21 protein-coding genes are annotated in these 20,405 nt (G+C 47.7%); 1 reads left to right on the top strand and 20 read right to left on the bottom strand.

What is annotated here, in order from left to right:
- Positions 1-34: 34 nt before the first annotated feature.
- The 4 genes from EIZ58_RS10570 to dctP form a co-directional block, all read right to left on the bottom strand.
- On the bottom strand, positions 35-961 hold the full coding sequence (locus EIZ58_RS10570) for a DMT family transporter (protein WP_134700635.1): 927 nt from the start codon (positions 959-961) through the stop codon (positions 35-37).
- A 3-nt stretch (positions 962-964) separates the two neighbouring features.
- Positions 965-2,281, bottom strand: coding sequence for a TRAP transporter large permease (locus tag EIZ58_RS10565; protein WP_134700634.1), 1,317 nt, complete (start codon positions 2,279-2,281; stop codon positions 965-967).
- Between the two features lie 18 nt (positions 2,282-2,299).
- Positions 2,300-2,800: a TRAP transporter small permease gene (locus EIZ58_RS10560; protein ID WP_134700632.1), complete on the bottom strand. Its 501-nt coding sequence runs from the start codon at positions 2,798-2,800 to the stop codon at positions 2,300-2,302.
- A 75-nt stretch (positions 2,801-2,875) separates the two neighbouring features.
- Positions 2,876-3,874 (bottom strand): TRAP transporter substrate-binding protein DctP, encoded by a 999-nt coding sequence (gene dctP / locus EIZ58_RS10555; protein WP_167577605.1) that lies wholly within the window; start codon positions 3,872-3,874, stop codon positions 2,876-2,878.
- Positions 3,875-4,353: 479 nt separating this feature from the next.
- Here dctP and EIZ58_RS10550 point away from each other — a divergent pair, with 479 nt between their 5' ends.
- On the top strand, positions 4,354-6,279 hold the full coding sequence (locus EIZ58_RS10550) for a XylR N-terminal domain-containing protein (protein WP_134700628.1): 1,926 nt from the start codon (positions 4,354-4,356) through the stop codon (positions 6,277-6,279).
- Between the two features lie 20 nt (positions 6,280-6,299).
- Here the strand turns inward: EIZ58_RS10550 and EIZ58_RS10545 are convergent, their stop codons facing one another.
- The 16 genes from EIZ58_RS10545 to EIZ58_RS10475 form a co-directional block, all read right to left on the bottom strand.
- On the bottom strand, positions 6,300-7,304 hold the full coding sequence (locus EIZ58_RS10545; protein WP_134700627.1) for a 3-hydroxybutyryl-CoA dehydrogenase: 1,005 nt from the start codon (positions 7,302-7,304) through the stop codon (positions 6,300-6,302).
- Positions 7,301-8,389: an NAD/NADP-dependent octopine/nopaline dehydrogenase family protein gene (locus EIZ58_RS10540; RefSeq protein ID WP_134700625.1), complete on the bottom strand. Its 1,089-nt coding sequence runs from the start codon at positions 8,387-8,389 to the stop codon at positions 7,301-7,303. The genes EIZ58_RS10545 and EIZ58_RS10540 overlap by 4 nt, the downstream gene beginning before the upstream one ends.
- A 14-nt stretch (positions 8,390-8,403) precedes the next feature.
- Positions 8,404-9,810, bottom strand: a complete 1,407-nt coding sequence (locus EIZ58_RS10535; protein WP_134700623.1) for an amidase — start codon at positions 9,808-9,810, stop codon at positions 8,404-8,406.
- The gene (locus EIZ58_RS34800) at positions 9,803-9,925 is read right to left on the bottom strand and encodes a hypothetical protein (protein ID WP_255438243.1); all 123 of its coding nucleotides are present in this window, start codon (positions 9,923-9,925) and stop codon (positions 9,803-9,805) included. The genes EIZ58_RS10535 and EIZ58_RS34800 overlap by 8 nt, the downstream gene beginning before the upstream one ends.
- 15 nt (positions 9,926-9,940) lie before the next feature.
- Complete coding sequence (locus EIZ58_RS10530) at positions 9,941-11,230, bottom strand: TRAP transporter large permease (protein ID WP_134700621.1); 1,290 nt, start codon at positions 11,228-11,230, stop codon at positions 9,941-9,943.
- Positions 11,220-11,768, bottom strand: coding sequence for a TRAP transporter small permease (locus EIZ58_RS10525; RefSeq protein WP_134700620.1), 549 nt, complete (start codon positions 11,766-11,768; stop codon positions 11,220-11,222). The genes EIZ58_RS10530 and EIZ58_RS10525 overlap by 11 nt, the downstream gene beginning before the upstream one ends.
- Before the next feature lie 98 nt (positions 11,769-11,866).
- Positions 11,867-12,928 carry a TRAP transporter substrate-binding protein gene (locus tag EIZ58_RS10520; protein ID WP_134700618.1) on the bottom strand — a complete coding sequence of 354 codons (1,062 nt, stop codon included), beginning with the start codon at positions 12,926-12,928 and terminating at the stop codon, positions 11,867-11,869.
- 82 nt (positions 12,929-13,010) lie between these two features.
- Complete coding sequence (locus EIZ58_RS10515) at positions 13,011-13,370, bottom strand: hypothetical protein (RefSeq protein WP_134700616.1); 360 nt, start codon at positions 13,368-13,370, stop codon at positions 13,011-13,013.
- Between the two features lie 30 nt (positions 13,371-13,400).
- A complete protein-coding gene (locus EIZ58_RS10510) occupies positions 13,401-14,156 on the bottom strand; it encodes an SDR family NAD(P)-dependent oxidoreductase (RefSeq protein ID WP_134700614.1) in 756 nt (251 codons plus the stop codon).
- Positions 14,157-14,175: 19 nt separating this feature from the next.
- Positions 14,176-15,303 (bottom strand): acyl-CoA dehydrogenase family protein, encoded by a 1,128-nt coding sequence (locus tag EIZ58_RS10505; RefSeq protein ID WP_134700612.1) that lies wholly within the window; start codon positions 15,301-15,303, stop codon positions 14,176-14,178.
- Between the two features lie 27 nt (positions 15,304-15,330).
- Positions 15,331-16,533: a dipeptidase gene (locus EIZ58_RS10500; RefSeq protein ID WP_134700610.1), complete on the bottom strand. Its 1,203-nt coding sequence runs from the start codon at positions 16,531-16,533 to the stop codon at positions 15,331-15,333.
- Between the two features lie 23 nt (positions 16,534-16,556).
- Entirely contained in the window at positions 16,557-17,828 is a 1,272-nt protein-coding gene (locus EIZ58_RS10495; protein ID WP_134700609.1) for a Rieske 2Fe-2S domain-containing protein, read from the bottom strand.
- Between the two features lie 23 nt (positions 17,829-17,851).
- Entirely contained in the window at positions 17,852-18,244 is a 393-nt protein-coding gene (locus EIZ58_RS10490) for a GlcG/HbpS family heme-binding protein (protein ID WP_370297668.1), read from the bottom strand.
- A 240-nt stretch (positions 18,245-18,484) separates the two neighbouring features.
- Entirely contained in the window at positions 18,485-18,754 is a 270-nt protein-coding gene (locus EIZ58_RS10485) for a 2Fe-2S iron-sulfur cluster binding domain-containing protein (protein ID WP_134700605.1), read from the bottom strand.
- A gap of 12 nt (positions 18,755-18,766) precedes the next feature.
- A complete protein-coding gene (locus EIZ58_RS10480; RefSeq protein WP_134700603.1) occupies positions 18,767-19,678 on the bottom strand; it encodes a catechol 2,3-dioxygenase in 912 nt (303 codons plus the stop codon).
- 119 nt (positions 19,679-19,797) lie between these two features.
- Positions 19,798-20,388, bottom strand: coding sequence for a uracil-DNA glycosylase (locus tag EIZ58_RS10475; RefSeq protein WP_134700602.1), 591 nt, complete (start codon positions 20,386-20,388; stop codon positions 19,798-19,800).
- Positions 20,389-20,405: the final 17 nt, after the last annotated feature.

Here is a 20,405-nt window from a genome sequence, read left to right as displayed (position 1 = left end):
TATGATGATTCTGTTTATTACTATATGAATCGTACTAAACATTTTTAAATTGTCCTTTCGATTGCTGCCTATGGTTATGATTTTCCTTCGCATGAGAACTTCCGAGATAGATGCCTGTAACGATGCAAGCAAATCCTGCGAAATGAAAGAGATGAATTGCTTCCCCTAAGAAAAGAACGGCAAAGATCATGCTGGCTGCAGGAATCCCGTTCAAGAACATCGATGTGCTTGCCGGCCCTATGCGTTGAATTCCCATATTAAACCCGATAGTAGCCAGCGCGGGCGCCGTGGATGATAAAAGCAACACCCAAAGCGTTAAGGTAGGAGCAGAAAGATGAATAGGATCTTTCCACAACAAGACCGAAAGCCAGAGAAACACGCTTGCCAGCAAATGCATCTGGGCCGTAATCAGGAGGGGCGATAAGACTTCAGATAACTTTTTTACAAAAAGATTTCCGACGGCATAACCTAATGCAGCCAGGAATACAAGGAATTCACCGCTCCCAAAGGTGAAAGGCCACAATCGCAGCCCACCACTTCCCCCAATCACGAATAAGACACCCAAAAAACCAAGAAGAATACCGAGCCATTTCCGGAGGTTCATTCGCTCTTTATAAACGCAATAACCTAGCAGGGAAGTTAGGAGGGGAATCGTTCCGATGATCAAGGCAGCGGTAGAAGCGGTTGTATACTGAACTCCATACCCTAGGGTAAGCTGGTGAATATAGATTGAACAAAAAGACAAACCTAGCATATACCCCAGGGTCCTCTTAGGTAGCCTTAGTCTTCCCTCCAACAACCAAACGAGTGGAATGAGCAAAAGGCTGGCTATGGTCATTCGAATTGTCGATAAAAGTAGCGGCGAAAAGTATTCCACCAAGTATTTCATCATGACCACATTGGATCCCCATATGGAAACAACGAGAATTAAGAGAATTCTAGTCCAAGTCGATGAGCCCATGGATCAGCCTTGCCTCATTAATCCTGGAAGCCAAAGCGTGATCCAAGGAAAAAGAATCATCGCCGCCATGACCAGCAGATTTAACCCGAGGAAAGGCAAAACCGCTCGATAAATTTCTCCCATTCTTAAGTTCGGCGCCACGGCTTTCATGGCAAACAAGTCCATCCCAAATGGCGGCGTGGCCGTTGCCATTTGCATATTCATTAAAATAAGGGCTCCAAACCAGAGCGGATGAAAATCATATAGGGCCGCTATTGGCATTAGAATCGGTAGCGTCATCATCATGATCGACAGCGGCTCCATAAAGCAGCCAAGTAGAAGCAAGATGAGTTGAATACAAATCAGCATCGGCAAAGCTGAAAGATCCCATTGCTTTACCGCATTCAGGATTCCTTGGGTGGCTCCAGTAAAGCTAAGAATTTGGCTAAAAGCCATTGACCCTGCCATTATTAAGAAAATCATTCCCGTTACACGAAGTGTTCCTTCTAACGATTCTTTTAAAATCTTTAAGCTAAGTTGTCCGTAACAGGCAGCTAAGAGCAAGCTTCCCAATGCCCCTAGTACAGCTGATTGAGTCGGGGTAGCGATGCCAAAAATAATAACGCCTAAGACGAGAAATAAAATCAATCCCAAGGGCAGAATGTACTTAACGGTATCGATCCATCTTTCCCTCCAAGAATACGTCTCCACCTCATAGACAGGAGCCAGACCTGGCTGCAGCATGCAGCGGACGATAATGTAAAGAAGATAAGCAAGAGCCAATAAAAGACCTGGAACAACGATAGCTATTAAAAAGTCCCCTACAGGAAACCCACCTAAAGATGCTAGGAGTACTCCAAGCGCCGTTGGAGGAATCAAGATCGCCAATCCAGCGCTTCCTAATATGGGACCCACGGACATGGCATGGTTATATCCTCTTTTATTCATTTCAGGGACGAGCAGTGAGCCCAACAGCGAGGTTGACGCGACACTCGATCCACAGAGAATGCCAAATAATGTCCCGCTGCCAACGGACATCAAGCTTAGTCGACCCGGGAGCTTACCCAGCCACTTCGCTAGCGTGTCAAACACCCGGAAGCCTAAACCTGATCGAAACATAATTTCTCCCATAAACAGAAACATGGGGATTGGCAAGAGAGAAAACACCGATACCGAATCAAACATATTTAATACCAACTGTTTAAGTCCAGTAGACCCTCCCCAAAGTAGGTATACCCCTACGATATCAATTAATAGGAATGTTATGGCAACCGGTACTCCTAAAAGCAACAAAAATGCTAAACTCCCGAAAATAATAGTCAAGACGAGCCACCATTCCATCACTGCTTCCTCCTATCATTACATATCCGTGAATTGTTTTTCTTTTTCCACACTTTCCTTCCATTTCTGAACCCAATACCATACCCGTTTTACAAACTGTAAAAATAAAAGGAAAAATCCGAACGGAATGATGGCGTATAATGCGGCCTTAGGAACAGCAAGAATCGTCTCGGTATGCAAGCCTTTTTTAGACAAATCCTGGATAACCAAAAAACCAAAAGTGCAAATGATGCCAGAAACCAGCAATCCAATGAAAGAGACGAATACCTCTAGAAGGGCTTGTACTTTAGGAGGAAATAATTTAAGTAAGAAATCCACTCGCACATGTCCATCTTCCTTTAGTATCCACACGGCACTAAGGAAAGTGATATAGACTAAAGCATACTCGGTTAGTTCTGAGACCCAATGGACTGGTCTTTTTAAAAAATATAAAAGCAGAATCTCTGCTACGACCGCAAAAGCAATAAAAACAATAAGCAATAAGGCAGTATTTTTCATCCAATCTATTAAACGGTCCACCTTGCGACCCCCTTTGACTACTGATTTTGAAAAAAAGGCAACCGTGATGAAGGTTACCTTTCTCCAAATATTGCTTTATTTCACTGTTAAGCTTTGTAGCTTTCCGACCAAATCGGGTACTTCCTTATTCAAAAATTCCCATTCCACGTCATAAGCCTTCTTCAAAAACGCATCTGCATCTTCCTGGGATGTAAATTGGATAAACTGTACGCCGGCTTTTTCGAGCTCGGTTCTTTCCTTTTGATCCTCCTCTGTATAGTACTGAACCATATATCGTTCATACTCGGCTGTCGCCTCGGCAATAGCCTTTCGGTCTGCCTCAGAAATCGCATTCCACTTATCCAGATTAGCTAAGATCGTACAATTTTGACTCCAAAACGGATGGTCTAGAACATATTTGGTGGAATCCGTCCAACCTCTGGTTCTTGGCCCGAGCATCCCCCCGTACACTAATCCGTCGACCATCTTAGTTTGCAGGGATGTATAGACATCAGCCGGATTTACTTGCACGGAATTTATGCCCAATGCAGGGAATAGACGATCATACGCTGGAGCAGAACGGATCTTCATCCCATTCAAATCGTCCAAGCTGTCAATCGGCTTGCTTAGCCATAATCTTGGTGAACCGGTCAACCAACGGCCGATGTAATGAACTCCGATATTTTGATGCCTCTCTACCATAAAATCATAGAACCCGTTTTCCCTCTCCTCCCATGGCTGGATCTGGGATAGCGGTATACCTAATACTTCTGGCGCGCGGGATTGATACCAACCGGTGTAAGTAAACAGCACATCGATCACCCCGGATTCAAGCGCGTCAAACTGCTGAGCGATCGGGATCACATCACCGGCACCTTTCCAGTTGATTTGCACCCGACCCTCCGTCGCTGTATGAACATCTTCAACCCATTTATGCAAGGAAGCAGTAAGCGGGTCATCGATAGGCAAAAATCCAACAGCATTGAGCGTAATTTTCTCCTCTGAAGGCTGACCTCCCGTTGCAGTTTCACTGGAACAGGCCATCAACAGCAAAAGCATCGATAAGATAATGATCATCCCAATAGATTTTTTCATTACTGATTTTCCCTCCATTTGTCAGCGCCTTCAAAATCCATCTTTTTCAACCCGGCATGTCCAATACGCCTGAAACCCATTCAAATCCCCCTTAGTACTACTTTAATTTTCTCACTGTTTGTAACTTTATTATAGTGATTATAATCTGACAACGCTATGACAGAACCAGATAGAATCCTAGCTAATTACTGTATGGTTCTGTTCTATCAAAGCTTAATGAGCGTTGGGATGTTCTGAGATTTGTCCTTAGAGTATGGATACTGATAGCGCTAAATATGGCATCTAATACTCACTGCTGGAACTTCCTCTTACCCCTAAATTTTAATAAGGTTATTGGTATTTTCAATTCTAGACGCTTCATACGGTGATTACGTTAATTTCTGTGCGATTCGTACCTGAATATTTTACACTATTATGTTATCATAAATATTAATAATATTCTTTTGATTGCAAAATCCTTTCACAGCGAGGTAAACTTCATGGTCAAAAAGGCAAGTGACTTAACCTTAAAGGATATGTTGGAACTGCAGAGCAAGGATGGAGATTTTCTCAGAGAACATCAAATGATTATCTCTAGTGCTGATGCCTGGGGAGCCCTCAGCCGCGACCTGATAACAGCGCTCGGCATCGAGCGGGCGAAGCGTTTCTTGCTTCGCTACGGGTGGAATTGCGGGGTGCATGAAGCGAGGATTTTTAAGAATATGTTTCAGTGGGATGATGATATGGAATGGCTGCTCGCCGGTTCCAAAATGCATAATATCTCTGGCCGTGTATTTTCTGTCCCGATCAAGCTGAATATCCAGATGAAAACAGGCTTATTTGATGTGGAAGGGTATTGGTTTAACTCGTACGAAGCTACGCAGTACTTAAAGCGCTTTAGCCCTCATCATGAGCCGGTTTGCTACTTTTTGGTTGGTTATGCTGGAGGCTACTGCAGCGAATCCTTGGGAAGACGCGTAATTTTTAGGGAAGTGGAATGTTCCGGAAAAGGAGATCAGCAGTGCCGCTATGTAGGCAAGACGGTGGAGCTATGGGGCGATGAAATTGCCGACGAGCTTGTGGACTATGAACAAGAGGACATCGGGGACGAACTAGATCGGGCCTACAAGCGTATTGAGAAGCATCGGGAGATTTTAAAGCGAGCCTCCACCCTCAGCCAAAAGCTCACGAAGATCGTCCTGCAAGGAAAAGGCTTGGATACCTTAGCCAAAACCTTAGGTGAAACTTTAAACTGCGGCGTCATCGTAGAGAACCAGCATTATGAACCAATCGCAGAATTTGGAGATGTGGCGGGGTGCACCTTGCAAACGATTATGGAAAACAAGGAAAGCCTACCTCCCCATCAGCTAAAGAGTTTGAATCAAATGCTCGAGGAGCATGCCACCACCATACTGGAACTGGCGGAGCCTTTTGCCATTCCCCATAATCGAATCACGATTCCTATCGTCATACGCAACCATGTGCAAGGTTTCATTTCAATTATCAACAAAGAAGGGGAAATCGGGGAACAAGAGCCCACTTTTTTGGAACGGGCCGCGAATGTCTGTGCCTTCCAATTGTTAAATGAGCGGACAGCCATCGAAACCGAACAAAGAATGAAAGGAGAGTTATTGGACGAGCTCCTTACCCAACCTGCTGAAAATTCCTATGCAGCCAAGAAGCTTTCCTACCTCGGTTACAATCTGAACCAGCCTCACTATGTCTTTATCTTTCAGCTAGAAGACCAGTCCATGAAAATGGAGGATGAACACTCTCTCACGGCCAAGCGAGATCAGATTATCAATTTTCTCCTGAAGGATGCTGAGAAAGCAAACGAGAAACTTCTGTTATCGAGCCGATTGGACCGAATCCATGCTTTGATACCGGAAGCCTTTATCAAAAAGCAGTTTATGTCACTTAAGACATACGGTGAGCAATTGTTCCATCGCTTAAGCAGCATAGCCCCGCACGTAAAAGTGGTACTAGGGAGCAGTGATGGCTGCCCACAAATCACCCAGCTCAATGATGCCTTTAAAGAAGCTATGAAAGCCATTGAAATCGCCAAGCTCCGAGGGCTAGGTAATCAAGTGGTACTTTCTTCCGAACTGGGCCATCTTGCTATCCTTCTAGATGCCCGAAGGCCTGACGAACTCGAGCGCTACGCGTCGAGACTTCTTGGACCCCTCTATGAATACGACAGGCAGTATTCGACTGAATTTTTAAATACCCTTTACTATTACCTAAATAATGAATGCAATCTATATAAAACCGCCCGGGTCATGAACGTGTCCATCAGTGGTATGCGCTATCGGTTAGGACGGATTCAAGAATTATCAAACCTAGACTTGAGCCACTCTAGCACAAGATTTGAGATTCAGATGGCCTTAGAAATCTTTCTCGTTTTAGGTAAAGTGCAATTTTCTTAGAAGAAAAAAAGGAATGAGGTCTAGACCTCATTCCTTATTCCTTTATGTGGCTGGGCCAGGAGCCCCAAGTGTGATAGCAGGTCCACGAATTTCTTAATCGTTTCTTGCTGATAGGCAGATATGTCCGTTTGGGAATAGTCATAGAACCCTTGACCCGATTTGATCCCTATATGACCCTTCTCCATGTTCTCCGATATTACACGAGGAGGAGCGAATCGATCGGATTGAAGAGAATCCTCCAGATAATGACTAGCATAATACAGGATATCTCCGCCTCCCCAATCAATGAACTCCAGCAGTCCGAGAATGGCGAATCGCAAACCGAACCCGACGCGACAAGCCTTATCGATGTCTTCTGGGGAAGCCACCCCTTCCTCCGCCATTCGGGCTGCTTCGTTCATCGCCAGCGCCTGGATCCGCGGGACAATAAATCCTGGGGAAGCCGCACATTGCACGGGAATTTTACCTACCGCTTCAAGCAGCTTCATCATCCCCTGAAGGGTATCGGTAGAGGTCACCTCGCTTGGACTCACTTCGACCAATGGAATTAAATAGGCCGGGTTTAGCCAATGGGTATTTAAGAATCTTTCCGGCCTCTTCACGTACCCCGCTAACGTTCCTACCAAAAAAGTTGAGGTAGTAGAAGCAAGAATGGCTTCCGGACTCACCACTTCACTGATTCGCCCAAAAACTTTTTCTTTCGCTTCCAACACTTCCGGCACGGCTTCAAACACCACCAGTGCGCTTTGAAGAGCTTCTTCAAATTGGCTGCTGCAAAAATAGCGGATACGCTGCTTAATCGGAGGGATCTCAGAATGCTCCAGCACGCCAAACGTGGCTAATGCTTGCAGATTTCTTTCGATCTGGTCGGAGGAATCGGCCAGTACCCGATCCCCCTCTTCTGGTGAGCGATCCTTCACATCAACTAAATGGACCCGATATCCAGCATAGGCAAACACCTGCGCGATACCATTGCCCATTCGCCCTGCACCGATAACGGCAATGACCTGATCTGTATCCCTCATCCTCTAACTCCTTGCTTTAACAACATTTCCATATCGGACTTAGCCAATTGGTCCAATCCCATGCTCCTAAGTGTACGACCTGTCTCATAAAAGTTTTCCCCCGTAACCGCAGAGGCGATAGCCAGCAGACCACGGGCCACCGGCACATCCACTCCTGCCCATTCCGCTACCGAAACAAGGAAGGAAAGACCGCAAGCGATATCCTCTCTCATATACCGATGGTTATGCAAATTCAAGGGTTCTCTCCAATCTGCGCTGTCCACCAGCTTTTCGTGAGCGGCATTGCCGTACATCCATTCCTCTCCATCCACATTGTAGTGATCTGCCAAAGGAAAATGCGGCGCATGATACCCCAGTGCCTCACGTACGGCCATTCGCTCAGCATCCAGTGCATCATGCACGCGCCGGATGGCAGGCTGAGTCCCTTCATTATGAATATCCCAGCTGTCAAAGTGTTCGATTGGTCCTGCGTTCATCAGGATCAGAGGCGGATGGATCACGGGACCCGCATTCATTAAAGCACCGGATAAAGCATCTTCAATAGGCTCAATGGCCGGATACGCTTCTTTAAGGATGCCAAACGCATACTCCGAACGGTCGGACGGAAATACGCCGGTGGGCAGCCTTGTAGCTCTTCCGGATATCGAAACGGTATCTACACCATGCTTTCGGGCTAAATACGGAAGCGTCCCCGTTTCGGCAAAGGTGACCTCAGCCTTGCAGCCTGCTTCCGTGAGCCGCTTCGCCATGACATAGCTGCCAAATGTACCCGGCGGCAAGTAGATGACCTGCCCATCTTCCAAGTAGGGAGCCAAATGAGCCGCTAGAGACTCTTGAGCTGTTGCAGGTAGGGGGATGACGATCAGTTTAGCCCCTTTCAGCACTTCCCCCAACTCTGTACTAGCCAGTTGAAGCTTCACCTCACGCACGCCCTGAATATCTTTTACCTTAAGGCTTTGCGTGTCCAAGATGGGCTGGAAAGATTCCGCATCTCTTCTCCACCATCTTACCGAATGACCATTTTCCGTCAAATCCGCCGCTGCGGCATAACATCCGTTTCCTCCACCGATGATCGCAATTTCCATGATATCTCCTCCTCTTATAGATAAGCCTGATTCTCCGAGAGTCTTGCTACCCATGGTTGGGATCTTTCATATACCTCTGCGATTTGCAGGATTCTTCGCTCTTCAAACGGCTTTCCGATCAACTGTAAGCCAACTGGCAAGTTTCCGGGCATGAAGCCGCAAGGAAGAGTTAAAGCAGGGAATCCTGTTATATTCCCGAATGGTGTACGTCCTAGGGTGAACATGTTGCTAATTGCTTGATCTGGGGGTACTGTTCCAATATGGAATGGCTGCCTGGCATTGGCAGGCGCAAGGAGAGCATCATAGTCCGATAGCTTCACTTTTGCTTCTTGAATCATCTTGCTTCGCGTGCGCTGGGCATTCAAGTACTGGACAGCACTGATGCTTTGGCCAAATTCGAATCGATACTGCAGGTCTTCGCCGTACCACTCTTTATATTGGTTTAACAGGGGCTGGTGAAAGGCTAGTACTTCCGATTGGGCAATCAGCTTTAATGCCTGTAAGGCATCTGCAAGACCCGGCAACTCGATTTCAACCACCTCTGCCCCCAGTGCCTGCATGTCCAGGATTGCTTGCTCTACCACCCTGTTCAGCTCAGTGTCCAAATCTTCAAAAAAATGTTGCCGCACAACAGCCAGCCTCACTCCTTTTAAATCAGGCAAACCTTCCCTCCACAACACATCAGGGGGCCGGGAGGCGCTCGACGAATCGAGGGGGTCAAAGCCGGAGATAGCTTCTAGCATGATCGCGGCATCTTTTACCGTACGCGTCATCGGTCCGATATGGTCAAGCGACCAGCTAAACGGCAAGCAACCATGCCTGCTCACTCTGCCGTATGTAGGCTTAATCCCCGCAATTCCGCACATGGCAGCGGGCAGTCGGATGGAACCTGCCGTGTCCGTTCCTATCGCGCCAAAACACAGACCCGTAGCTACAGCAACAGCTGAACCGCCGCTGGACCCGCCCGGAACCCTCTCGAGATCCCATGGATTGCGGCAGACCCCATAATGGGGGTTCTCCGTTGTGGCCCCCATGGCAAATTCATGCAAATTAGCCTTACCAATCAGAACGGCTCCTGCTTCTTGGAGCTTTTGAACAACGGTTGCATCGCGATCTGGGATCCAGTTGGCGAAAATCTTCGATCCGGCCGTGGTCTCGTGTCCTTTCGTTTCCAGGATATCCTTGATAGCGATCGGAACCCCGTGAAGCGGACCGCGGATCCGGCCCTCCATCACTTCTCGTTCCCGCTCGTCCGCTTGTTTGCGTGCATCATCCGCCATAACTTTGATGAAAGCATTCACCGTTGGATTGACTTGTTCAATCCGCTGCAGGAGCATCTCCGTCAGCTCTACAGGAGATAGCCTTCTTGATTGAATCAGCGATGACAGGGAGGAGATATCTGTAAAATAGGGCTCACTCATCTCTTTCCCTCCGATCTTCTAAAGAAAAGACAAAGGCTGGCTCTTCTTCTGTTAACTCAATGGCAGGATCCTCATCCAGCTTAAGGACCTGCTTGAGGTATTGCAGCAAATCCATCTACTATCCCCTCCTTTACTTCAAAAACAAGACGATCTGCGGAAAGGCGATCAAAAGTACAATGAATAGCACATAGCTGACTAAAAAATAATTCGTCCCCCTGAATATCGTCGTAATTGGGGTGGCCGGGGTGAGACCTTGCACAACAAATACATTGACCCCTACCGGTGGTGTGATGGCTCCCATGCTTGTGACAATACACAGAATAACGGCAAACCAGACGGGATCATACCCCATAGCGATAACGGCAGGGAAGAAAATAGGAATCGAGATGATCAAAAACCCCATCGCATCCATCAACGATCCGCCAATCACAAAGATTGCAAGTATAGCTACGAGAATGACCGTCGAGGGAACCGGCAAGCCGTTCACCCATTCCGCCACTTCAAAAGGCAATCTGGTCATAGTCAAGAATCGGCCAAAAAACGTGGCGCCGACAATCAGCATTAAGACCATAGCAGAGGAACGAATAGCGTTTGAAACGGCAAGAGTGAAATTCTCCTTGGTCAACTTTTTCATGGCTAAAGCAATGACAATCGCTCCGAAAGCGCCGAAAGCACCAGATTCGGATGGTGTAAACCATCCCATATAAAGGCCACCGATGACAAAAGCAAAGAGCACTAATACCGGAAAAACACCCCAAATGGATCGAACCTTCTCCTTCATCGAAAACCGGGGACCCGCTGGCCCATATTCCGGATTTCGTTGACAGAGATAGATAATGGTTAGAAGCAAAACGGTGGTAAGCAAAATCCCAGGTATAAAACTAGCTAGGAATAAATCTTTGATCGATTGCTCCGTCTGAATCGCAATCACAATCAATACCGTACTAGGAGGAATGATGATTCCTAATGTACCACCAGTGGCCACACTCCCCGTACTTAACGCTTCATTATATTTGTATTTTTTTAGTTCAGGCAAAGCCATGGTCCCCATGGCGGCAGCTGTTGCGGCATTGGAACCGCATATCGAGGCGAACCCCGCACTAGCTAGAATCGTTGTCCCCGCCATGCCGCCTTTCATGTGACCAACCCATCGATAAGCGGCCTCGAATAACTTTTCCGTGATGCCTGCTCGAAAAACAATCTCCCCCATTAAAATATAGAGAGGAATCACGCTAAGGGTGTAGCTTGAAAATGATCCCCATACCTCCGTACTGAGCAATTTGAAGGTCGCCTGTGGGGAGCTCATGACGTACAGCCCCCCGAAGCCGACGATGAACATAGAAAAGCTGATGGGCATTCTTAGAAACATCATCACGAACAAGATCCCTAGCCCCAACAGGGCAATCACACTAGGCTCCACGCTTTTCCCCCCCTGTCCATGTTTCATAGAGCTGAATCGCGAGTGTAAACGAAGTTCCGAAAAATCCTAAGGACACTAAGAACACATAGGGGTAAAAAATAACGCCTAGCGTTTGGGAGAGCGTTCCATTCTGCATCAAGCTCAGACCATATTGGATCACCTGCCAACCCACCACAAGGAAGAAGAGCAAGCTGACCAACTGGACGATAGCTTGAAGCCCTCTTTGAACCATCGGGGAAAATCGGCTCGTCAGAAGGTCAATATCGACGTGTCCTCGATTCAATTGGGTATAACCGACGGCAAATGACGTTGTAATCGCCATTAACCATCCGACCACTTCCACTGTCCCAGCAAACGGGTTGGCAAAAACTCGGATGACGGCATTCGAGACGATCAACAGCATCATCATCATCAAACTAATACCGGCAATGACAGCAAGACCTTGATTAAATCTCCGATTCACACTTACCCAAAAGGACGAAACAGAATTCCTTTTTCCTGTTTCCTGATAGGCTTCATTCAATTGTGCACTAGACATACTCACCCTGGCCTCCCTTCGGAATATGTTGGAGAATCTTAGGAACGGGCATAAGTTGACACCCCGTAAAGGAATGCCAACTTATCCACTTTAAGATCCTATTCCTTGGAATATTTCTCAATTAACTGGAACAGTTTTTCCTTGTATTCTTTTGCTGGAAGGCCTTTTGCTTCTAGCTCATCAGCGTATTTGTCTTGTATACTTTTCAGTTTTTCATCCCAGATCGCTTTATCCTTTAGCTCAACCACTTGCAATCCATGTTCTTTTTGGCTCCATTCCATCGCCTTTTTGACATGGTTATCCAAATACTCACCTGTGAATTGGGTCATTTCCAGGTTTAGTTCATCAATCACCTTTTGTACATCTTCTGGCAAGGAGTTCCAGACATCCTTGTTCATCACAGCAACGAATGTGTTAACGGTTAGGGGATAATCCGTTACATATTTTACATATTCTGCGAACTTGAAATCGAGTAAGCCTTCACGAGAGGTCACCATTCCGTTTACGACTCCGGTTTGGAGCGCCTCAGCAACCTCAGCCTGAGACATTCCTACCGGTGCTGCTCCTAACTCTTTCATGATCGGAGTCAGCGCACCAGAAATGCGGAGCTGCTTTCCTTTCAGCTCATCTAAGTTGGAGACGGGATCTTTCGTTTGGATAAAAGCGGCTTCGGTAGCAAAGGACGTAATGATCTTAAAGTCTTTAAAGGCTTCGGGGGGATACTGGTTAATCAACTCATGCGTAACTAAGCTGGCTACTTTGGAGCTGGGATACCCGGAAGGCATATCAGAGAGTCCCAATAGAGGGAAGCGTCCTGGTTCATAGGTGGTAGAAGACAACCCGATATCGGCCACTTTGTTGGCTACCCCATCGTACATATTGTCTGCTTTGAGCAGCGTACCTCCTGGAAATAAATTCACTTTCACTTGTCCATTCGTACGCTTTTCTATTTCTTCCTTCCATTTCTCCATTTGAACCGCAGGAAAGGTATTAGCCGGGGCAAAAAAAGCATAGGATAATTCGATCGGCTTGTCCGCCGTTGCTTGCTTTTGTTCGGTAGATGAAACTCCTGTTTGCTGGGCGGATTGATTCCCCCCTCCACATGCGGCCAACACGGCCACCAACGATGCAGCTACTAAACCAGACCAAAATCTTTTCATGAAATTTTTGCCCCCTTTTATTTTAAAAATCAAAACTTACTGGCAATATACCATGTAGGGATTATGCCAGCAATCCCATAGATTATGATTCTAGTAAAAAGAATGGACGTCCTAAGATGGCTTCTAAACGGAAATATTTATCCAAGCCGTTGGCGCGGAAGGAGTGGGTCATATTCGTCACGGTTTGCAAGTCTGGTACATCGTATAGCAAACAGGCGTGCCACCCTTCACTTCCCGCATGGCCGGCAGTCAAAATATCCCGATCAATCGTCCCGATTAATTCAGAACCGTTGTTTTTCCAGCTGGCGATCACATCATTTAATTTTGGAAGGACTACTTCTGATTTTTCTTCTGCTGTCGTATTGAACCAGCCCGTCGATTCAAATTTAATCATGACCCTTAGTTTCGATGGGATTTGCGGTGCTCCGTGTTCCATTGCCATATCCTGTTCACTCCTTACCTCATATTTGATTTAGCGCATTAATCTTCCGCCATTAATATCGAAGGTTGCTCCTGTAACAAAGCCGCCATTATCAGATACCAGATAGGATACTAGATCTGCGACTTCCTCTGCTTCTCCCACTCTGCCGAGCGGAATTGTTTCCACCATCTTCTCCAGTTTATCTGGCGGCACATTATCCATCTCCGGGGTGCGTACCGCAGCTGGTGACACCGCATTAACCGTAATTCCATAAGAAGCTAGGGATCTTGCGAATACTTTGGTCAAGGCCAACTGCCCGGCTTTCGACGCACAATAAGCTGCACTGGAGGTTAGGGGGCCATCTTGCCCGCCAATGGAGGACATATTAATGATTCGTCCCCACTTTTGCTCTTTCATGGCGTGCATGACGGTTTGCGAGACAAAAAAGGTGCTTGCAAGATTCGTAGACATGATTTGATCCCATTCCTCTAGCGTGATATCTTCTATCACCGTTTGAGTCCGAATTCCGGCATTATTTACGAGAATATCAATACGGCCCCATTTGCTTAAGATGCTATGAATTACTTGCTTCATGGCCTGATGATCCGAAACATCTACCGCCATAAAAACGGCTTCATCCCGACTCACTTGCTCCAAATGGTTTTCTTTTAACTCATCCAATTTCCGTTGGCTTCGGCTGAGGAAGGCCACCTTTTTGCCTTCGCTCAGCAGCTTTTCCGCTATAGCTTTTCCCAGTCCCTGGGAGGCACCAGTCACCACCGCTACCCGTTGAACGTTGTTACCCAATGTACGTCCTCCTTCTCTATTAAATATAGCCAGGCATTGGCGGTACGCCTAGCAGTACCGATCCAGCTCCGTCGTAGATGCCTTCACCGAGGAACGCATGCTGGGTCACGACCATTGAATCGCGCAGGTAACGCTGCAGCGGGTGCCCATCATAGATCGCTGCGGTGCCAGCAAGCAAGTAAGCAGACTGCACAGCGCTCGCGCCTGCGCGAGTTGCCTGTACGGCCGCCAAACGAAGCATGCTTGTTTGATCAGCAGAGACACCGTCGCCTCTTAGGATTGACTCCCAAGCGGAATCCGTGGCCTCGTAGAAGAAGGCGCGTGCCGATCTTAATGAGGCTTCTGCCTTTGCCACGGCGATTCGCAAATAAGCGCGATCGGCCATCTTAGGTGCACCCGTGATGCCAGAACGACCACCCGCCATCTGAGAAACCTCATCCAGCGCGGCGCGAGCGATACCCAGGTTAACTACTGCTAATACCTGTGCGGCATAAGCAATCGATGGATACTGGTAGAGTGGCTCATCAATGGTAGGCACACCGCCACGGACAAAGGTCCATTCGTCCGAGACGAAGGCGTCTTTTACTCGCAGGTCATGGCTGCCCGTTCCGCGTAGCCCAAGCACTTCCCAGTTCTCGACGATCTCCGCATCCTCAGGCATAAGTACAGCCGTTCGCGGCTTGCCGCCATCCCCCGCGCCAATACCGACGCCAAAAATGTCAGCACCCATGCACCCGCTCACGAACTTCCAGAGACCGTTCACACGCCAGCCGCCCTGGACTTTCTCCGCGGGCTGGATCGGAAATAAGCCGCCCGCGAAGGCCACATCCGGCCCGTTGGCGTAGAGGAGGGCCAGCGTGTCACGGGGCAGGGCCGCCAGGTAGACCGCAGCAGAGCCAAAGCTTGCCACCCATCCAGCAGAGCCGTCGGCCTCGGAGATCGATTCGATCAACCTAAGAAACTCCGCGGGCGAGCGTGCATCACCGCCAAAGCAACGCGGCGTAGCTGCACGGTAGACGCCCAATGACTTGAGTTGCGCTACCATGTCCCGAGGTACGTGCCGTTTCGCGTCAAATTCGTCTCTCCGGGCACGGATCTCGTTTAGCACGCGGTCGAGCAGGTCCTGACTTTGCACTTTAACATTCATGATTCCTTCCTCCTCCACTCGTCTTGCTTATTTAACCCAAATTTTACTTAGGGCTCTTATGACATTGCCCCCGGTGACCTTAGCAATGTCCGTATCCGAATAGCCACGCCATACCAGCCATTTAACGATATTGGGCATAGCTTCCACCGGATCTTCCAAACCTCTTACATACGTGCTTTCTCCAAACTCTTCCCCGCTATGCGATTGACCTATGGATAATTGGGCGTCCACGGCATGCTGCAACGCTACATGATCACCAAAGAACGTATCTGGCCCAAAGCCCACATGATCGATTCCTACCAGATCAACGATGTATTCAAAGTGCTCCATGACGGATTCAATCGTATGATCCGGTCGATTCTTGGTCAGTGTCGTATTCGGTGCAGCTAGGATACCAATCACCCCACCCTTCTCGGCACAAGCCTGAAGGATTTCGTCTGGTTTCATCCGCGGGGTATTCCATAGCTTCCTGGCCCCCGCATGGGTAATGAGTACTGGCTTTTCACTGGCTTCAATCGTATCGAGACTTGTTTGATCCCCACAGTGGGAAATATCAATGACCATGCCGAGTTGATTCATTCGTTTGACCACACGGCGTCCGAAGTTCGTTAATCCGCCGTCTCTCGGCTCCGATAAGCCGGTGCCGAGCGTATTCGCTTCATTGTAGGTAATCCCCATACAGCGAATGCCTAAGCCGTATAAGATATCGACTCGATCCAATTCGTTTTCCAGAGCAGTTGCTGCTTCTAGTGAAGGAATGATGGCAATTCGGCCTGTATCCTTCGCCCGGTAAAGATCAAAGATATTAGATGCAATCATGACCATGTCCTGATGGGCAATATCGCAATAGCGCATCCCGAGGTTCCAAATTACATCATCCCACTTCAGCCCCATCCGGGAACTGATATTCATAATCCCATCCATGAAATTCTCGAACATGACATCTAAGCCGGAGCGAGACAAGCCTTCGTAAGCGAATGCGGTGAAGCCATGCTTGCAATATTCCAACGTATGCTCGGGGTGGAGGGGCATCACGAATCCGTGATCTCGCAAGGAAATCATCATATTTTCATCAAAGATTCGCTGCACTCTCTCCAACTGCTGTGGATCTAATCGGATCGCATAGTTTCCCAAGCGTTCAGTCTCACTCGCTAATGGAAAGGCTTTATAATCTAACCCGGCAGCCAGATACTGAAAGGAGCGGTGCCCATCATAGATCTTCTTTTTCAACGTTTTTTGGCCTCCCTCACACCCTATTTCTTGACGAGCGGAGCGAATTCGTTAGCCAGCGGAATCACTTCCTGCAAGGTCTTTCCCTTCGGTGCGCTCTTCCCACAGCTGTATAACTTCTCCAGAGGAATCTCGTGCGGCTTAGGTATCTCGTTACCGTTCATAAAATCCTTTACCGTACTCAACAACATGCGTCTCATCTGGATGATCGGCATATCGCTCGTTCCCAGATGTTCGATGCTTCGGTCCACGATAGGGCCCATCATTTCCGTCACAGCATGATCCTGATTGGCAATCCCGCGGATCCCGGAGAAATTGCCATCCTTCATCAGTCCTCGATCCTGTTCATAGAAATTCTCTTTATTCCGCATCTTGCGGAAGTTCTCATCAAGGACTAAGCCACGGCGATCATGCTGCGCTTGTACATCAATGGGATTCTGATGGGAGAATTGAACATCCCAGCTCCAGGTGCTATGATCATCCCTCGGGACAAAGATATGAAACATTCCGTCCTCTCCCTCCATACGGGGCGGGTAGGTATAGAAAGGAAAAATATAGTGAATCTCCAGGAAAACGTTGTTTCCCCCTTCCCCTTCACCTTCCGCTAAGCAACGCTTGCCATAGATCGTACTCTCCACTTCTTGGCGCACCGGTGGGTTCTTGCAGAGCGGATGGTCGGGATCAATTCCCAGGTCACTGCTCAATATTCCTTGCTTCAGTGCCTGCTTCGAAAGCGCCTTGTGAAGGAATGCAGCATGAACATAGTCGAGGTCGTTCTCCATGACCTGCAGGTAGTTGCATTCCTGCCAAACCCTTTCAGACAGGAGCTGATCATCCGGCAAACTCATCCAGTAGAAATTCGGGATGGGTGGCATCGTTTCTTTCGACCCCATGTAAGTCCAGACGATACCGTTTCTTTCGACTATAGGGTATGATTTGATGGAAATGCTGTTCTTAAAGTTGCTTTCAGCCGGTTCCGAAGGCAAATCGGTACACGTGCCATTCACATCAAATTTCCAGCCATGATAGATACAAGTCAAACCACACCCATCATTGATCCCTAAGGCCATCGACGTTCCGCGGTGTGGACATCTCTCATCCAGAAGCCCGACCTTGCCCTCGCTATCCCGAAAAGCAACGAGATCTTCCCCCAACAAGCGGATTCGTACTGTGTTGCCATCCGCAACAAGTTCATCAGACTTTAAGGCTGGAATCCAATATCTGCGGAATAAGTCGCCCATGGGTGTTCCCGGTCCCGTTGCTGTCAAAAGATGATTGTCTTCGGCTTTAAGCATTTTCATGCCTCCCTCATTATCTATTACTCGATTAGACTTAGTGCAGCCAAACAGCACGCGATGTCTTCTTCGGTTGAACCACCGCTTACACCGATTCCGCCAATCACATCTCCCTCAATCTTGATGGGGAATCCTCCCCCAAAGATCACTAATCGGGGTGTATGGACAATTCCTTCTCGCAGAGGCGGTTCCTTCTGGATGAGCGGATACCATTCATGCGTCGGCAGTCCAAATGCGACGGCCGTATAGGCCTTGTTCTGTGCGATCTCAATGCTTAGAATCGGTGCTTGATCCATTCGGTGAAAATGGACCAACTGTCCGCCATCGTCCAAAATCGCGACATTGATCTTTATCCCTAACTGAGAGGCTCTCTTCACAGCAGCCTCGGCCATTTTACTACTTAATTCTGAGGTAATGGTTTTCTTTTGTATGTAGGCTTCCAGCTTACTCCTCTCCCTTACCTTTTATAATTTTTTAAAAGTTATTTATATTTGCTACTGTCTTTATATTAGCAATCTGTCACCTGTTTAAAAATATACGTTTCGTATGGTCTTTTGATCTAATACTGTACGAATCGTACCGTACCAGTAGAAACCATAAAAAGGCTGTACCCTCATCTGGTCATGAACCGACCTAGAGTACAGCCTTATTCGCTTCTATATTTTGATCGTTAGGTCTCCTAAGGGGTACGTTTTACAGGCCAAAGAGTAATTCTTCTCTCGTTCCCCCTCAGGCAGAACCTCCATGGAGCTCTTTCCTCTATCAAACTTTCCCTTTGTCACTTGGATTTTGCACATGCCGCAGCCTCCGCCCCTACAGCCAAGAGGGATTGCTACCCCTTGACGGCGAGCTGCTGTCAAAACATCTTCCTTCTCTGCACAGCGGAAGACTTTTCCTTCACGATGTTCTACCTGTATGTTAAACATCCCTGATCGCCCTTACGTCAGCGCTTTCATAAAAGATTCGATGAGTTCCCTCCGGTGATAGAAGATCCCTTGACCGATCCGATCTTCTGTCCAGGTGATGGTTGGAAAGTCCGCATACGTCATGTAGCCCCCGCAGAAGGCCTCATTACGGTTACCTGAAGGATCAAAGAAATAAATGGTCTGCCCCCTCGTAATTCCATGTCTTGTGGGTGTAACCTCGATCTGAACTTCGTTTCGCGACAAAATATCGGCAGCCTTCAATACCTCATAGAAATTATCCACGTGAAACGCTGCATGATGAAGTTTCTTATCCGGTCCTTTAACAAAAGCAATATCATGGGCTTTATTCCCTGTAAACAAGAAGCTGCCTAGCATCACTTCCCCATCTACAGTCATGATTTTCTCGCTTTGCTTAAAACCCAGAGCTTCCATAAAGAATCGGGTAGCCGTTTCGACATCCTCTCCCGTCAGGAGGCAATGGTCTAGTGCATGAGGGGCAATCCCGCGCGTTTCTAAGGGCCAAGGATGCGGGTTCACGGATCCGACTTTCTTCCCCAGCCTTTCAATTTCATGATACAGCTCTACCTGATGCCCCGTCGGCGTCTCAATCCGAATGGCTTGGCCTTCAGCTAGGCGAGCTCCACTCGAAACCCGGCGGACCGTGCAACCGAATAACTCTACCTTTTTCTCAAACTGTGCCAGATCTTCTAGCTTTTCCACTTTAAAAGCCAAATGATCCAGACCCGGCGAATCCGCTTCCTGTAAGACAATACTATGATGATCGTATTCGTCCCAAGCCTTCATATAAACTCTACCTTCTGATCGGCCTGTTTCTTCTAAACCAATCACATTGGTATAATAGTCAACTGATTTTTCAAGATCCATTACCTTTAGTTCCGCACGCCCCAAACGCATGATAGCCATTGTAATCCCCCTTGATATTTAAATTATCAAACTATTCACACCCTATATTATAGTTGGAATCCTATCAGGAACATATGGCAGAATCAGTTTAAATGGGGGGACGGAACTATATGATTCGGCTAGTGATCGATCTGTTTGCTAAAGTGATTCTTCAATCTCGCTTCGACAAGCTTCAGATCTTCTACAAAATACTTCATCAGAACAGGTCTCCGGCGAACCGCCAGTGGATGGTAAGAAAACGCAATCGGGTAGTTTTGCCAAGTATGCCAGCTACCCCTAAGGCTTTTAACATCTTCCTTTTCGGTATAGAAAGATTGAACAACAATGTTTCCTAAACCCAGCAGTAAGGCCGGAGTTTTTTCCTTAAGTTGGGAGTGCAAATGCGAAAGGCAGGCTTCTCTGGCCATCGGTTTATTATAAGCTCTGATGGGCCGGCATTTCAGTAGATAGCTTATATACACAGAGTGAATATCCAGCTCAGCCTCCAACAACCCCCTTTGCAAGGTCTCTCGGGTCCCACACACAAAAGGGTCTCCTTCTTTGGTTTCCCGTGCGCCTGGATTATCCATGACGATAAAAAGCTCGGCTTGTGGGTTTCCCTCCCCCCATATGACACGTTTTCGCTGCTTCGATAACTCACATCGCTGGCAGTCCACCGCATAGGCAGGCGCAGACTCCTCCGGAAGAAGCAGCGGTCTAAATTTCTCCATCTTGGCTCAACTCCTCT

Source organism: Ammoniphilus sp. YIM 78166 (assembly GCF_004522215.1).
Classification (GTDB): domain Bacteria; phylum Bacillota; class Bacilli; order Aneurinibacillales; family RAOX-1; genus YIM-78166.
The sequence above is the reverse complement of the archived record's forward strand: the minus strand, read 5'-3'. Positions and strand labels throughout refer to the sequence as shown.